Raw genomic sequence first — 14,507 nt, 5'->3', positions numbered from 1 at the left:
AATCACAGCTCATTCTTGAATCTTCGTAAATGGCTTATGCCAAAAGCCCCGCCAGACACTGGCGGGGCTTGTTGCCACTTGTGCGGCAGGCCATTCCGGCACCCGGCAGGAGGCCGCTTAGTTCTTCGTGCCGCAGTCGGCGCAGAACTTCTGCTCGGGCTTGAGGCCGGTGCCGCAGCCGGTGCAGAACCGCTCCTGGGCTTTGGCGGCGGGGTTGGGCGTGCCGCAGCTGGGGCAGAACTTTTGGCCGGCCGCGAGCTTGGCCTGGCAGTTGGGGCACTGCAGCAGGGCGTCGCGGTTCAGGAAGTCGAGGTTCTGGGTGTAGTCCTGGGCGCGGGTTTTGGTGTGGATTTGCTCTTTGGCGGCCAGGGCCTGCTGGGCGCGCAGCTCCTCCTGCTCGTCGGGGGCACAGTCTTCGCAGAGGCCGGCGCTGTGGTTCCAGCAGGCATCGGGGCACACCCAGTGGCCGCAGCGGGTGCACTGCTTGAACTGCTGCTTGCCCTCGGCCACGGCCGTTTCCAGGGCCGAGTCGTGGGCTTTGCCGCCCACGGCCCGCTGAATGTGGTAGGCCGCATTGCCCGCCCCGCTGAAGGCCCCGCCAAACAGGCTGCTGGCCGCTTGCAGCAAGCCCCCGGCGATGCCAATGGCGTTGGGCTGAAACCGCGACATGTAGCCGTTGCGGCACCGGTCGCAGTGAAACTTGAACTGAAAACCCTTGTCGGTCGACAAGTCGTCGTAGTTGGCAACAAATTGAATCAGCGAGCTCATAGCGGTTGAAGCAGGGGGTAGGTGAGGGCACAAAAGTAGGAGCAGGCAAGTATTCGAATGCGTGCGTGCCGCTCCGCTTCTTGAATAGCGGCCGGGCCCATATCATTACAGCGGGCATCCAGTGGCTGCCCCATGCCCACCCGCAGGCAGGGCCGCTTGGCCTCGCTGCGGAAAGACTACCTCCACCGCGGCCTCGCCCAAAGCACCCTGCCCTGGCTGGAGCTGCGGAAAGCCGAAATGGAGAAGCTGTTGGCGCCCGTGGCGGCCTGAGAAATAGCGCGGGCACGGGCGGGTTGAGCGCATGCTTGCGCAGCCTGGCACAACGGTTTCGTGCGCACAGCAAGGCGCGAATAAGGGGCTTTGCCGGGGTGGTTGTTGCAACCTAGTCGGGCCGACGGGGGTAAGCTGAATAGTACTTTCTTCCACTAACTCCTTTCCACATGGCTACCTCGAACTCCTCCGATTCGGGCGACATCTTCGCCACCTTCAAGCAGGACGTCAACATGACGGCTTCCGAAATAGAAAAATGGCTGAAAACCGACGAATCGAAGTCGGTGGGCCAGGACAGCGGCGACGGCAACAGCATCGGCCGCCACTCCGGTGAGCGCATCGTCGACATCCTGCACAAGAAAAAGGCCGACCTCACGCCCGACGACGAAGCCCACATGCACAAGGTGCACAGCTACGTGGCCCGCCACTCGGCCCAAGGCCCCCACGACCAAAAGGACGTGGAAACCTCGCGCTGGCGCTACTCCCTCATGAACTGGGGCCACGACCCGCTCAAAGACAAGAAATAACGGACGCCCCTGGCCTTGCCCCAAGGGTAATGCACCAATAAAAAGCCCCGTCAGCTACTGGCGGGGCTTTTTTGTGTCCAATAAAAGAGCTGTGCGGGCCTACCGGTCGTCGGCTTTTTTCGACTGCGGCGTTTTGGGGAGGGGACGGATGGTGCGGGGTTGGTTGGGGGCGCGGCCCGACGCTTTCCGGACGATGACGTCTTCGGCCGAGAAGTCGGTGTAGCCTGCGTCCCGCAGCGCTTTGATGTAGGGCGCGTCGATGCCCAGCGCTTTGAAGGCCACCACGTTTTCCAGCGACAGCGAGGCCATGCCGCTTTGCTGAAGCGACTGCAAATACGCCTCGTCTACGTGCAGGGCCGTCAGGGCAATCACGTCGTCCTTGCGAAGCTCGGAGTAGCCCTTGCGGTTGAACATCTGGGCATCGGCCGCTTTCGCATTCACGAAGAAAAGCGTCATTTGGTCGAGGTCGTTGAGGTCGTCGGCCACGACCTTTTGCATGGTTGCGCGGTAGGTCGGGTTGGCCACAAAGCGGTAACGGCCCTGGCCTTTGTTGCCGTCAAACTTTCCCGTAAACTCCATGGTCCCCGCTTCCCGGGTCAGGGTGAAGGCGCCGGGCTGTTCCCGGGGCAGGCGGCTGAATTCGGATTCTGAAAAGCTGGTGCCGTTCACGCCTTTGCCCGCGTAGCCTTCCTTCTCAAACCGCATCTGAATGCCATTCGGCCGGACATCGGCCTGCCAGACGCCTTCGGTGGCCAGCAGGTCGTGGTGCGGGTCTACTTGCGGAGCCACACGCGGGGTCACGTGCAGCGCTACTTGAGGAACTGGGCGCAGGCTGCCGGGCTCTGGTTGCGCAGAAGCGGTTGGCTGCTGAAGCAGGCACGCGGAAAGTAGCAGTAATGATGCCCGAAACAAGGGCCGCCGGGTGAGTCGGACGTTGGGATTATTCTGGTTCATAAGGCAAGGCATTTGGGAAGTGAGTGAGCGTGATGGCGGCCAAAGCACACAAGCCCGGACACTCGGCTTCCGGGGAATGGTTACAGCAGGCAGGCGGCTTTTTAGAACTTGAGCATGAAAAAAGCCTCGCCAGTGGCTGGCGAGGCTTTTTATGACGGGACTTTCCCAGAACCTTAGTCGGGCAGCAGGGGCTTCACCGCCGTGCCTTCCCGCACGCCCGACGCCTTCAGCGGTGCCCCGTTGAGGGTGACGTTTTCGAATTTCACGTTCGGGTACATGTTGGGGAACGCCGCCGTTTCGGCCGTGGCGTCCACGTTGGCGAAGACAATGTTGTCCACTTTGTCGGCCGGGTTGCCGTTGAGCACCGCAAACTGCTTGGTTTTCACCTTCACGTTGGCAATGCGGATGTTGCGGATGGTGCCGAAGGGCTTCTCGGTGCTGCCGGCCATGTTGAAAAACTGCGTCCACGGCGACAGCGTGACGAGGGTGCCGCAGCGGCCGGTCACGTTTTCCACGGTGATGTTTTCGTACACCTGGTAGGTGTCGGGGCGCATTTTGAACAGCAGCAGCGGCCGGTCGTTTTCCACTTTGCAGTTGCGCATGGTAATGCGGTTGGCGTTGATGCATTCGCTGCCGCAGGTCATGGCGGCGTGCACTTCGCCGAAGGTGCAGTTCTCCACCAACACGTCCTCAATCGGTCCGTTTTCCGGCAGCTTGTGGGCGTTGGGGCCTTTGCCGCCCTTCATCACCACGCCGTCGTCGTTCACCGAGATGTAGCAGTTGCGGATGGTGACCTTCTTGCACACGTCGATGTCGACGGCGTCGGTGCTCGGCGCCTTCACCGGCCGGAAGGGCGAGCGGATGTCGCAGCCGTCGATGAGCACGTTGTTGCACTGGTACAAGTGCGTGGTCCAGAAGCCGGCGTTGTGCAGCTTTACCTGTTTAATGTTCACGTCGTTGCAGCCCCAGATGAAGAGCAGCCGGGGCCGGTGCACCTCCAGGTTGGTCGCCGATTTGCCAATCTGCTTCATGGAGTCGCGGTAGGCCCAGAAGCCTTTCCAAAACTTCAGCCCGTTCCCGTCGATGGTGCCGGGCCCTGTGATGCTGAAGTTGTTCACTTGGTAGGCATTGACCAGCGCTGCGTAGTAATCAAGCTTTTGGCCCTCCATGCGCGACGGCACCAGGGGGTAGTCGGCAATGTTGTCGGAGCCCTTGAGCTTGGCCCCGGCCTGCAGGCGCAGCTTCGTGTTGGGCTTGAAAAACAGGGCCCCGCTCAGAAAAACGCCCTTCGGCACCACCACCGTGCCCCCGCCGGCGGCATGGGCCTTGTCGATGACCTTCTGAATGGCCTGCGTGTTGAGCTTGGTGCTGTCGGTGCCGGCCCCAAACTGGGTAATGACGTACTCTTTGGGCGCGGCGGTCTTCTGCGGCGGCGTCTGGACCTGGAAAGGCAACGAGAAAGCAGCCAACCAGACGGTTAGCAGCGCAATGACAAGTTTCATGGGGCGGGAAAAATGGTGAACGGCGCAAAGAAGCGCGTTCTTCCCGTCCGCACCGTTCTGTAGTCACCTGATGGGCCCGGCAAATTGGCGCTCTGGCATCTTCAGCCCCCACCAAAGTTGCTCGGGCAGCCCAGGCTGTGTGGACAGCCAACCATAAGACCGTCATGCCGAGCGCCGCGAACCGAAGGTCGGCGTAGCCAAGCATCGCGCGTGTGGTAGTATCCAATATATTGCCATCCTAAGCGCATTTATTGTCATCCTGAGCGCAGCGAAGGACCTTCTCAGGCCACAACAAGTCGTTTCATTGTGAGAAGGTCCTTCGCTGCGCTCAGGATGACAAAAAGCTCGGGCAAGATGCTTGGCTACGCCGACCTTCGGTTCGCGGCGCTCGGCATGACGGTCTTTCTTTCGGAGTCCTTATTGTCCACACACCCTAACCGGGCATCACTGGCGCGGCCTGCTTGATAAACGCTTTGCCGGCGCAACAAAAAGCCCCGCCAGCTGCTGGCGGGGCTCATTGGGTGTTTGTGAAGACCTTCGACCGGAGGGGCACTTGGCCAGTCCTGTGCGTGCGTGGCGCTGGCTGTGCGACGTGGGGTTTCTTCTTTGTGGCGCCACGGGTACTCCTTCCTTTCGCTGCCAACTAGAAAGTGCCCAAATACGGCGCTTTGTAGGAAATGCGGGAGGCAAACGGCGTCGGCGCGTAGAAAGAAGGCCAGCCGAGGGGCTCGTCGAGCAGGCCTTTCCAGCGCTTCCACGCCTGGCGGCTTTGGGAAGAAGCCTCTTGGGGCGGAGCAACTTGCGTGATTTGCACCGTGAGGGGCTCCACCACCCGGCAGGTGGTCGCGTCCATGATGGTGGCGTTGATAATCATCTTGCCCACGTAGGTTTTTTGGTAGCCAGCGTCGGTCTGGGCCTCTGTAAACGCGGCGTCGAACCATGTTTCGGGGTCGTCGGGGTAGCCCAGCAGGGCAGACGCGCCCTCAAGCCCCGTGGGCACCGTAACGAGCCAGGGGTGCACCCACCCCGCTGCCGGCGGCCATTGCAGGAGAAGGGTGGCCACCTGATTTTCGTAAAAGGTGTGATTTCCCCGCCGCAAAGCCAAAAAACCAGTTATTTCCTTCGGCTTGTTCATAAGGTTGAATATACAAGGATAAATGTATGCCCCCGTTGGGGAAAGGCTGCCCGCCGCAAGCAGGAGGGCCTGGCCGCTGCGGGAGAGCGGGACGGATTTTTTCATGAGATGCCTCGCTCGCTCTTTTGCCCGGCTGGGCAGCCGGCTCAGGGTTTCCTTGGCCATGCCGAGGTAGGAGGCCGGCTGGTTGACGGGCGCTTGGTTGAACAAGGCGGGGCGCAACAGCTCTTCGTAGCGGGAGGCGGCCGACTGCGGCAGCAAGCTCAGCAGGGGAAGGAAGGGGCGGCTGGCCGCACCAAGCGAGGCTTTTGTGGTGCCCCCCGCCGGGCGCCCGGCGTCCTTGCGCGGCCGGCTGCATTTTCTTTTGCGCGGGTCACAATTTGATAAAATCCCGACCCCGGCGGAATGAAATACCTTTAACCGATTGGACCCATTCCCTCCGCTAATGACAAGCGCCGTTGCCACCAAGCCGAGTGCACTACGTTTACTGCTGCTACTTTTACTGGCTGCGTCGGCCCGCCCTGCTTCGGCCCAGCCTGCCTTGGTGAGCGCCATTGAGCAGCTCACGCCCCGGGTGCGGCTGGGGGAGCAGCCCGATTCTCTGCTGCGGGCACTCAAGGCGCAGTACAGCCAGGCCCTGGCCAACAAGCAGCCCCGGGCCGCGGCCACCCGCCTGCAGGCCATGGGGCAGCTCTGCTACCACCTGGGGCAATATCCGCAGGCGTTCGACTTTTACCGCCAGGCGAGCCGCCTGTTTGGGAAACTGGGCCTCCACGAGCAGCTGGCCAACAATTTCAACGATTTGGGCAGGCTTTACTACGCCAACAAACAGCCCGTGGAGGCCCGCCGCCAGTACAAGCGGGCCTTGGCCTTGTACGGGCAGCGCGCCAGCGAAAACGGCTTGGCCGCGACCTACGGCAACATCGGGCACTTGTGCGAAAAGCTGCAACGCAACGACAGCGCGTTCTACTACCAGCACCTCGCCCTGCGGCACTACCGGCGCAGCGCCAACCAGGCCGGCGTGGGCAAGATTTACGAGAACCTGGGCAGCATCTTCGAAAACTGGGCGCGCTACGATTCGGCCCACTACTACTTCACCCAAGCGCTGCAGCGCAGCCGCCGGAGCGGCGACGAAATCAGCCAAATCGAAATCCTCAACAACCTGGGCGACGTGCTGCGCAAAACCGGGCAGTACCGCGCCGGGCTGGGCCGCACCCGCGAGGCCCTGGGCCTGGCCCAAAAAACCGGCGAACACCACCAAACCAGCGGGGCCTACAGCGACCTGGCCAAGACGTTCAGCCTGCTGGGGCGCAACGACAGCGCCTACTACTACGCCGCCCTGAGCCGCAAATACGAGGAGGCCACCTACTCGGCCACCAACCAGCAGCAGCTCGCCCTGCTGCACACGCTCTACGACCTGGAGCACAAACAACAGCAGATTGCGCAGCTCGACAGGGCGCGCTACTTCAACCGGCTGCTGGGGCTGGCCGGGGCCGGCGTGGGGCTGCTGCTGCTGGGGCTGGCCTGGGCCACCATCAGCCGGCAGCGCTTAAAAATCCGCAGCAGCCAGGCCCTGAGCGAGCAAAACCAGCGCATGTACGACACCCAGCGCGAGCTGCTGCAGCTGGAGCTCCGAAACAAGCAGCTGCAGGAAGAAAACCTCAAGCAGGAGCTGGCCGTGCGCAGCCGGGAGCTCAGCACGCACACGCTGCACGTCATCCAGAAAAACCAGCTGCTGGAAGAGCTGCGCGGCCAGCTGGGCGAGCTGGTGAAAGACGACAAGCGCGACCAGAAAAAACAGCTCAAGCAGCTGCTGCACCAAATCGGGCAGAACTTCCACCACGACCAGCACTGGGAGGACTTCCGCACCACGTTCGAGCAGGTGCACCAGCCGTTCTTCGACAAGCTGCAGCAGCACTGCAGCACCCTCACGGCCGGGGAGCGCCGGCTGGTGGCCCTGCTCAAGATGAACCTGACCTCGCAGGACATTGCCACCTCGCTGGGCGTGTCGCTCGACAGCCTGCGCGTGATGCGCTACCGCCTCCGCAAGCGCCTGAACCTGCCAGTGGGCGAGAGCCTGACGGCCTTCCTGCAAGGCATCTGATGGCGCTTTACGCAGCGTACTTGTTGGGGTAACACAACCATAATGGCTACTGGTGCAGGTGAAATTACCGTTGTAAATCAGGTAGTTGCACTGCATAATTTTGCCGTGTGAACAGATTGTTCACGGCAAAATCCGGGGTGTTGCCTTTTTGTTCACGGGCGTTTCTTGGCGATAGGGTGGGGCTGACGGGACTTTTGGGCCACCGATTCCGCTACCTCTTTTTCCGTCATGCGTTTTTTATCCCTCTGTTTCTTTCTCGGGTTGGTGCTGCCGCTGGCGGCGCTGGCCGGGGGCGTAAAAGGCCGTGTGACCGATGCCCGCACGGGGGAGCCGTTGGTGGGTTCGGTGGTGTTTTTGAAGAACACCCCCCACAACAGCCAGGCCGGACTCGACGGCTCGTTTGCGCTGCTCAACGTGCCCGAAGGCGACTACGAGCTGGTGGGCCAGATGGCCGGGTACGCTCCCTTTTCCCTGGCTTTGCACGTGACCGCGGCCAGCGCCGCCCCGGTGCTGCTGCGCCTAACCGATAAGAACCAGGAGCTGAGCGAAGTCACGGTGCAGGGCCGGCTCGACCCGGAAGACGACGGCGCCGCCCGCCGCACCGAGCAAATTGCGCCCAGCGTGATGAACGTGGTGTCGGCCCAGGCCATCCAGACCTCGCCCGACATCACGGTGGCCAACGTGCTGCAACGCGTGTCGGGCGTGACGCTGGAGCGCAGCACCAACGGCGACGGCCGTTACGCCATCCTGCGCGGCATGGACAAGCGCTACAACTACACGCTGGTCAACGGCATCAAGATTCCCTCGCCCGACCCGTACAACCGCTACGTGCCGCTCGACATTTTCCCGGCCGACCTGCTGCAGCGCCTGGAAGTTACCAAGGCCCTCACGCCCAGCATGGAAGGCGACGCCATTGGGGGCGTGGTGAACTTGGTGATGAAGGACGCGCCCGCCGAGCGGCAGCTCACCGGCCAGCTGGGCACGGGCTACGGCCAGCTGTTTTTCGACCGCCCCTTCCAGGGGTTCGACGTCCGTGACATCAACCAGCAGTCGCCCGCCGAGCGGTTTGGCCCCGCCTACCAAGCCACGCCCGGCGACTTCCCCTGGCTGCGCTTCACCAAGCGCCCGCCGGCCCCGAACCTGCTGGGCAACCTGACCTTTGGCAGGCGCTACGGCAAGGACCAGCGCCTGGGGCTGCTGCTGGCCGGCTCCTACCAAAACACCAGCCGCGGCTCGGACGGCTACTTCTACGACGCCACCATCGACATCAGCAACCAGCCCCAAATCAAGGAGCTGCGGGTGCAGCAGTACTCCACCCAGCAGCGGCGTACCGGCCTGAACGCCAAGCTCGACTACCGCCTGCGCCCCGGCCACACCCTGCGCTTCTACGGCCTCTACCTGAACCTCGACGAGCTGCAGACCCGCGCCGAAAGCGACACCACCTACAAGCGCCCGGCCCAGCCCGACGTGGACGTGCTGCTGCGCTCGCGCTTTCAGCAGCAGGGCATTGCCAGCGGCACCTTGCAGGGCGAGCACGGGTGGGGGCGCCTGCTGGCCAGCTGGTCGGCGGTGTACTCGCGGGCCACCAACCACGTGCCCGACCTGGCCCAGCAGCCGCTCAAGCTCGGGCTGGCGGGCAACCGCTACCAAGACGCCTTCCGCATCTGGCTCGACAACACCGACCAGGACCAAGCCGCCTACCTCAACCTGACCTACCGCCTCACCGAGGCCCTGGACCTGTCGGCCGGCGGCCTCTACCGCCACAAGGACCGCCGCAACCGCTACCTCTCCTACGGCCTGCGGGCCTCGGGCCAGCTTGCGGTGGACGAGCGCGACATCCGCAGCGAGCCCTACACGGTGTTCAACCCGCTGGGCATCTACGTGGGGGCCAACAACTACACGGCCACGGAAAAAATCGGGGCCGGCTACGGGCAGCTGCGCTACGCCACGGGCGCCGTGGAAGTGCTGGGCGGCGTCCGGGTGGAGTACACCGACCAGGGCTACGTCACCAGCCTGGCCCGCACCGAGCCCGCCTACCAGGGCCGCCAGCGGTACACCGATGTGCTGCCCAGCCTGCACCTGCGCTACGCCCTGAGCAAGCGCCAGAACCTGCGTGGGTCCTACTTCGCGTCCATCAGCCGGCCCAGCTACTTCGAAATCACGCCCTACAACAACTCGGGCAGCGTGACCGATACCTACGCCGAAGCTGGCAACCCCTACCTGCTGCACACGCAGGCCCACAACCTCGACGTTCGCTACGAGTTTTTCGGGGCCGGCAACGACCAGGTGCTGGCCGGTGCCTTCTATAAGCACATTCGCAACCCCATCGAGTACGGCCTGGTCACGCTGCCCAGCACGGCTTTCACCGTGTACCAGCCCAACAACTTCGGCACGGCCACCAACTACGGCTTCGAATGGGTGGGCGTGAAATTCTGGGGCTCGGTGGGCCTCTCGACCAACTATACCTTCACGGTGTCCAGCATCACGACCGATAAAAAGCGCGTGGCCACCGCCGACGACGCCCGCACCCTGCTGCCCCAGACCCGGCCCTTGCAAGGGCAGTCCAAGCACGTGGCCAACGCCTCGGTGCTCTACAAAAACGTGCGCAACGGCCTGGACTTGCAGCTGGCCTACGTGTACACCGGTGCCCGCATCGTGCAGGTGGGCCAGTTCGTGGGCCTCGACTACTGGCAGCGGGCCCAGTCGCAGCTGGACTTGTCGGCCGAAAAGCGCCTGACCAGGGCCGCCGCCCGCTACGGCCTGACCGCCTACGTGAAAGCCCAAAACCTGCTCAACACCCCTTACCAGGTCGACATCCGGGCCCCCAATCCTTACGCCGTCAACGAATTTCCCTACCAAACCCAGCCCGACCGGCTGGCTGTCATCAACCAGACCTATCAGGCCTATTACCTGGTAGGCCTACGCTTCAACCTGTAAGAAAATTCTCTGAGTTGGCCCGCTCGTCTGACGTCCGCGCCGCACTCCCGCGGCGCCTGTCGTCCTGAGCTTGCGAAGGACCTTCTCACGTCTCCACGACTCTTTCGGCGGTGAGAAGATGCTGCTGCCTCGGCATGACAGGCGCCGCGGGAGTGCTGCTTCGGCAAGCGCAGCAGGACCGTTTGGAAAATCGTCTCCGCAATCATCAACACAAACCCTTTTTGACTTGGCAAAGCCTCGCTTCGCCTCAACTCCCCAACCTATATGCTGACAAATACCTTTACCTCACGGGCGGCCCTGGCGCTGCTGCTGGCTGCCGGCGCGGCGCTGTCGTCTTGCAACAACCAAGTGGACGTGGCTACCCCGGAGCGGGTGGTGGGCGAAAAGTTTTCGGGCGACACGCTGCGCAGCCCGCTAAAGGGCACCATCCCCGGCCGCACCGCGCCCTACTACATGACCCGCGACGTGACCGTGAACGACGGCGACACCCTCTGGCTACAGGCCGGCGTGAAGATTGTCGTCCTCGGCAACCCGCGCAGCCTCAGTACCTTCGGCCAAGCCACCAACAACCCCGGCTTTGTCATCAACGGCGTGCTGCTGAGCACGGGCACCAAGGACCGCCCCGTCGACATCAGCGTGGCCGACAACCTCAAGGGCAGCTCGACGGTGGTGGACGCGGCCACCGACCCGGCGTTTAAGGGCTATTGGGGCGGCATCAACGGCGACGGTGCCACGCTCATAGCCCTGAAATGGACCAACATCGCCTACGTGGGCGGGCCCTACGGCGCCAACGCGCCCAGCGGCTACGCGGCCGGCGACCCCAAGTTTGGCATTTCCCTGCTGGCGCGCAAGCCCAACGCCCGCTTCGTGATGGAGGACTCCTACGTGCACGGCACCGTGGACGACTGCGTTCGCCTGCAAAACGCGACCTTCAGCGTTGTGCGCAATAAGTTTGAGAAAACCGGCAAGGCGGGCGGCGATGCCGTGAACATCAAAGCGGGCTGCGTGGGCGACATCGCCTACAACGTGTTCGTGGGCGGCTCCACCAACGGCGTGAAGGTGGCGTCGGTGGCCGGCTCGCCGGTGCAAACCAACGTAGTGACCTACAACAACACTTTCGTGAACTGCGGCTACCGGCAAACCAAATCGGGCCGCGGCGGCTCCATCAACTACGAGGTGCAAGCCAAAGGCTTGGTCTACAACAACCTGATTGCCAACTGTCGCTTCGGCCTGCGCCTGCGCTCCGACGACCGCCCCGACACGGCCAACGTGCGCTACGGCAACCAGTTCTACTACGCCAATACCGCCGACCAGGCCGCCGAGTTCAACGCCGCCACCGCCGGCTCGCTCACCACCAGCAAAATCACCGACATGCGCGGCGCGGCCCAGGCCAACAACCCCCGCTTTCAGGCCCTGGACCTGACCACGGCCTCGGGCACCACCGCGGCCCCCACTACCCTCATGCAGTGGACCAACTTCCTGAAGCCCGCCGACAACCTGCACCTGCAGGCCGGCTCGCCCGCCATCGGCAAGGGCCGCACGTCGTTTCAGCCGCTCAACGCGGTGAGCAGCGTGAACGTGCCGGGCGTTTTCACGCCCACCGGCTCCGCACCGGGCCTTGATGTCGGCGCCTACCAGTCAAACGGCTCGGGCAACCAATATTAAGTGGTTGCTAGTTGTCAGTTGCTGGTTGTCAGTTGTTGGTTGTCAGTTGTCAGGGTTCTGTTGTCAATTTTATCAGAATAACCTGACAACCAAAAACTGACAACTGACAACTAACAACTGACAACCAGCAACTAGTACCCCAAACCCTAATCTCCTTTCTTTCGGCCTGTGCATCTCTCTCCTTTTCCTGCGCTGAAGCTGGCTGGGTACCTGGCTGCGGCGCTGTGCCTGGCCCAGTGCCAGTCGGCCAGCACCGCCACCCTGGGCGCCCCGCTTGGTGCCGCGGCCGTGGTGCAGCCCGCCGTCGTGACCGACCCGGTGCCCCACGACACCGACGACCCCGCCATCTGGCTTAATCCCGTCGACCCCGCCCAGAGCCTGGTGGTGGGCACCGACAAAGACTCCGACGGCGGCCTTTACGTCTTCGACCTGCACGGCAAAATGCTGCCGGCCAAAACCGTGCGCAACCTGCGCCGCCCCAACAACGTGGACATTGCCTACGGCCTGAAGCTGAACGGCCAACCCACCGACTTTGCCCTCACCACCGAGCGCGAAATGTTCCGGCTGCGCGCTTTCCGCCTGCCCGACATGCAGCCCCTGGACCGCGGCAACCTGGACGTGTTTGCCGGCGAGCCGCTGGCCGAGCGCCTGCCCATGGGCATCGCCTTCTACACCCGCCCCACCGACGGTGCGCTGTTTGCCATCGTGGGCCGCAAAGTGGGCCCCCGCGACAACTACCTCTGGCAATACCAGCTCAGCGACGACGGCACCGGCCACCTCAAAGCCACGCTGGTGCGCAAATTTGGCAAGTGGAGCGGCAAAAAAGAGGTCGAGTCCGTGGCCGTGGACAACGAGGCCGGCTACGTCTACTATTCCGACGAGGGCGTGGGCGTGCGCCAGTACTTCGCCGACCCCGCCAAGGGCAACGCCGAGCTGGCCTTGTTCGCCACCACCGGCTTCACCGAAGACCACGAAGGCATTTCCATCTACAAAACCGGCCCGGCCACCGGCTACCTGCTGGTTTCTGACCAAGGCGCCAACCAGTTTCAGATTTTCCGCCGCGAAGGCACTCCCGGCCAGCCCTACAGCCACCCCTTGCTTAAAGTGGTGCGCGTAGCCGCCCAAATCAGCGACGGCTCCGAGGTGACCAGCACGGCCCTGCCGGGCTTCCCGCACGGCCTGTTCGTGGCCATGTCGGAAGGCCAGACCTTCCATTATTACCGCTGGGAAGACCTGGCCGGCCTGGGGCTGGCCGCAACTACCGGTGCTGTGGCGCCGCCCAAAGCTTCGGCTGCGCTGCCCGGAGCCAGGAAATAAGGCCTCACGCTCTAAGTGCGGGGCGATAAGAACGTTAAGCGGAGTTGGGCGAAGCGGGCACACTGCTTCGCCCAACGCCGCTTGACTGGTTTAAGTAATCGCGCGGCCGGCTAGCCTTACCCCCAGCCCTACCGGGCACGGCCCCGGCTCCTCCCCCGAGGAGAGCCTGACGAGTTGTAGCGCGGACTTTTAGTCCGCGAGTTGCTTACGCCTACACAGTTCACGCGCGGACTAAAAGTCCGCGCTACGGCCGCGCCGCCGTGGCTCCCCTCTTCGCGGGCTTCGCGCATCAAGCGAACCGGGGGCGTACCCAGTAGGGGGTGAGGTCCCGCGGGCCGAGGCTATTTAATTCAACGCTGCACCGCTGGCCGCTAGCGGCAAAGTTCCCACGCCTGCACGCATCAGTTCACCATCAAGCAACCCAAGGCCCTGTTGCGCCCTACGTGGGCGTGGAAATGAGTGCACTGTGCGGTTGGTGTCGCCCCTGAAATACGGCCTGAAGCACATCAAGCGCATGGGCACCAGCGCCTTCACCGACGCCCGCCCCAAAGACTGCTGAGCCGGGCTGGGCTACGACTGGCGCGCCGGTCATTAGGCGCCCTCCCGCGCCGGCAACGCGAGCAAGGTGGCGAATGCCAGGCCCCGTTACCCCCTGCGAACCCGCGCCGAGCTCTTTCAGCAAATAATTAACGATAAAGCAACCCGTTTCATGTAAGATGTGAGCGCCTCATCCGTCTACACCCCCGACGGGCCGCCCACTGCTGCGGCGGCTTGCTTCGCATTGTCATGAAATACTTTTTCGCGCTTCTGGTACTGATAATTGGCGCTTCGATAGTGGGCGTGGCCCATCGGCCCAGGCCAGCGGCCTCGCAACCTTCCGCGCCGGAGCCGGCCCGCCCGTGGCGCCCCGACGCCGTGGCCCGCCGCGCGCAAGCCGCCGAGGCCGGCCACGTAGCCGAAGTGCTGGTGTGGGGCAGCCGCCCGGTGGCCAAAGGGGAGGTGCTGGTCCGGCTCCGGGTGCCCGTGAGCACGCCCGAGCTGCAACGCGGGCAGGAGGCCTTGCGCCGCGCCGCCGAAGCCTACCGCCGCCAGCCTACCCCCGCCAATGCCCAGGCGCTGGCGCAGGCCCGGGCCCGGCTGGCGGCCGTGCCCCGCTACGCCCGCAACGGCTACGTGGTGGCGCCGGTAGCAGGCTGGCTGCGCGGCACCACGGTGGTGAGCGGCCAGTACCTGCCCAAAGCCGGCACGGTGGGCCTCATCGAGGTGCCCGCCCCGTCGGGGGAGGCGGTGGAAGAGCTGGCCGCTAATTAACCGCAACCGGAGGCGGC

11 protein-coding genes are annotated in these 14,507 nt (G+C 63.6%); 7 read left to right on the top strand and 4 right to left on the bottom strand.

What is annotated here, in order from left to right; genetic code table 11:
- Nucleotides 1-117: 117 nt before the first annotated feature.
- A complete protein-coding gene (locus VF629_RS06660) occupies nucleotides 118-768 on the bottom strand; it encodes a zinc ribbon domain-containing protein (RefSeq protein WP_331057678.1) in 651 nt (216 codons plus the stop codon).
- 132 nt (nucleotides 769-900) lie between these two features.
- Here VF629_RS06660 and VF629_RS06655 point away from each other — a divergent pair, with 132 nt between their 5' ends.
- The gene (locus VF629_RS06655; protein ID WP_331057677.1) at nucleotides 901-1,038 is read left to right on the top strand and encodes a hypothetical protein; all 138 of its coding nucleotides are present in this window, start codon (nucleotides 901-903) and stop codon (nucleotides 1,036-1,038) included.
- A gap of 170 nt (nucleotides 1,039-1,208) precedes the next feature.
- Nucleotides 1,209-1,565, top strand: coding sequence for a DUF3140 domain-containing protein (locus VF629_RS06650; RefSeq protein ID WP_331057676.1), 357 nt, complete (start codon nucleotides 1,209-1,211; stop codon nucleotides 1,563-1,565).
- A 99-nt stretch (nucleotides 1,566-1,664) separates the two neighbouring features.
- On the opposite strand, the gene VF629_RS06645 is transcribed toward VF629_RS06650, so the two are convergent.
- From VF629_RS06645 to VF629_RS06635, 3 genes are all read right to left on the bottom strand, one after another.
- Entirely contained in the window at nucleotides 1,665-2,519 is an 855-nt protein-coding gene (locus VF629_RS06645; RefSeq protein WP_331057675.1) for a hypothetical protein, read from the bottom strand.
- Between the two features lie 173 nt (nucleotides 2,520-2,692).
- Nucleotides 2,693-4,021 carry a glycoside hydrolase family 28 protein gene (locus VF629_RS06640; RefSeq protein ID WP_331057674.1) on the bottom strand — a complete coding sequence of 443 codons (1,329 nt, stop codon included), beginning with the start codon at nucleotides 4,019-4,021 and terminating at the stop codon, nucleotides 2,693-2,695.
- Nucleotides 4,022-4,664: 643 nt separating this feature from the next.
- Nucleotides 4,665-5,417 (bottom strand): hypothetical protein, encoded by a 753-nt coding sequence (locus VF629_RS06635; RefSeq protein ID WP_331057673.1) that lies wholly within the window; start codon nucleotides 5,415-5,417, stop codon nucleotides 4,665-4,667.
- Nucleotides 5,418-5,601: 184 nt separating this feature from the next.
- On the opposite strand from VF629_RS06635, the gene VF629_RS06630 reads away from it, so the two are divergent.
- The 5 genes from VF629_RS06630 to VF629_RS06610 all read left to right on the top strand — a co-directional run bounded on the left by VF629_RS06630 (nucleotide 5,602) and on the right by VF629_RS06610 (nucleotide 14,490).
- Complete coding sequence (locus VF629_RS06630) at nucleotides 5,602-7,260, top strand: tetratricopeptide repeat protein (RefSeq protein WP_331057672.1); 1,659 nt, start codon at nucleotides 5,602-5,604, stop codon at nucleotides 7,258-7,260.
- A gap of 228 nt (nucleotides 7,261-7,488) precedes the next feature.
- Nucleotides 7,489-10,197 carry a TonB-dependent receptor gene (locus VF629_RS06625; protein ID WP_331057671.1) on the top strand — a complete coding sequence of 903 codons (2,709 nt, stop codon included), beginning with the start codon at nucleotides 7,489-7,491 and terminating at the stop codon, nucleotides 10,195-10,197.
- A gap of 264 nt (nucleotides 10,198-10,461) precedes the next feature.
- A complete protein-coding gene (locus VF629_RS06620) occupies nucleotides 10,462-11,862 on the top strand; it encodes a hypothetical protein (protein WP_331057670.1) in 1,401 nt (466 codons plus the stop codon).
- Nucleotides 11,863-12,030: 168 nt separating this feature from the next.
- The gene (locus VF629_RS06615) at nucleotides 12,031-13,179 is read left to right on the top strand and encodes a phytase (RefSeq protein WP_331057669.1); all 1,149 of its coding nucleotides are present in this window, start codon (nucleotides 12,031-12,033) and stop codon (nucleotides 13,177-13,179) included.
- A gap of 786 nt (nucleotides 13,180-13,965) precedes the next feature.
- Entirely contained in the window at nucleotides 13,966-14,490 is a 525-nt protein-coding gene (locus tag VF629_RS06610) for a hypothetical protein (RefSeq protein ID WP_331057668.1), read from the top strand.
- The last annotated feature ends 17 nt before the right edge of the window (nucleotides 14,491-14,507 follow it).

Source organism: Hymenobacter sp., assembly GCF_036388155.1.
Classification (GTDB): Bacteria; Bacteroidota; Bacteroidia; order Cytophagales; family Hymenobacteraceae; genus Hymenobacter.
Note: the sequence above shows the minus strand (reverse complement) of the source record. Positions and strands in the feature narration are given on the sequence as shown.

Excerpts from the sequence above, each read along its gene's own strand:
- VF629_RS06660 (WP_331057678.1), bottom strand. The coding sequence starts at position 768 with ATGAGCTCGCTGATTCAATTTGTTGCCAACTACGACGACTTGTCGACC.
- VF629_RS06655 (WP_331057677.1), top strand. The coding sequence starts at position 901 with ATGCCCACCCGCAGGCAGGGCCGCTTGGCCTCGCTGCGGAAAGACTAC.
- VF629_RS06650 (WP_331057676.1), top strand. The coding sequence starts at position 1,209 with ATGGCTACCTCGAACTCCTCCGATTCGGGCGACATCTTCGCCACCTTC.
- VF629_RS06645 (WP_331057675.1), bottom strand. The coding sequence starts at position 2,519 with ATGAACCAGAATAATCCCAACGTCCGACTCACCCGGCGGCCCTTGTTT.
- VF629_RS06640 (WP_331057674.1), bottom strand. The coding sequence starts at position 4,021 with ATGAAACTTGTCATTGCGCTGCTAACCGTCTGGTTGGCTGCTTTCTCG.
- VF629_RS06630 (WP_331057672.1), top strand. The coding sequence starts at position 5,602 with ATGACAAGCGCCGTTGCCACCAAGCCGAGTGCACTACGTTTACTGCTG.
- VF629_RS06625 (WP_331057671.1), top strand. The coding sequence starts at position 7,489 with ATGCGTTTTTTATCCCTCTGTTTCTTTCTCGGGTTGGTGCTGCCGCTG.
- VF629_RS06620 (WP_331057670.1), top strand. The coding sequence starts at position 10,462 with ATGCTGACAAATACCTTTACCTCACGGGCGGCCCTGGCGCTGCTGCTG.
- VF629_RS06610 (WP_331057668.1), top strand. The coding sequence starts at position 13,966 with ATGAAATACTTTTTCGCGCTTCTGGTACTGATAATTGGCGCTTCGATA.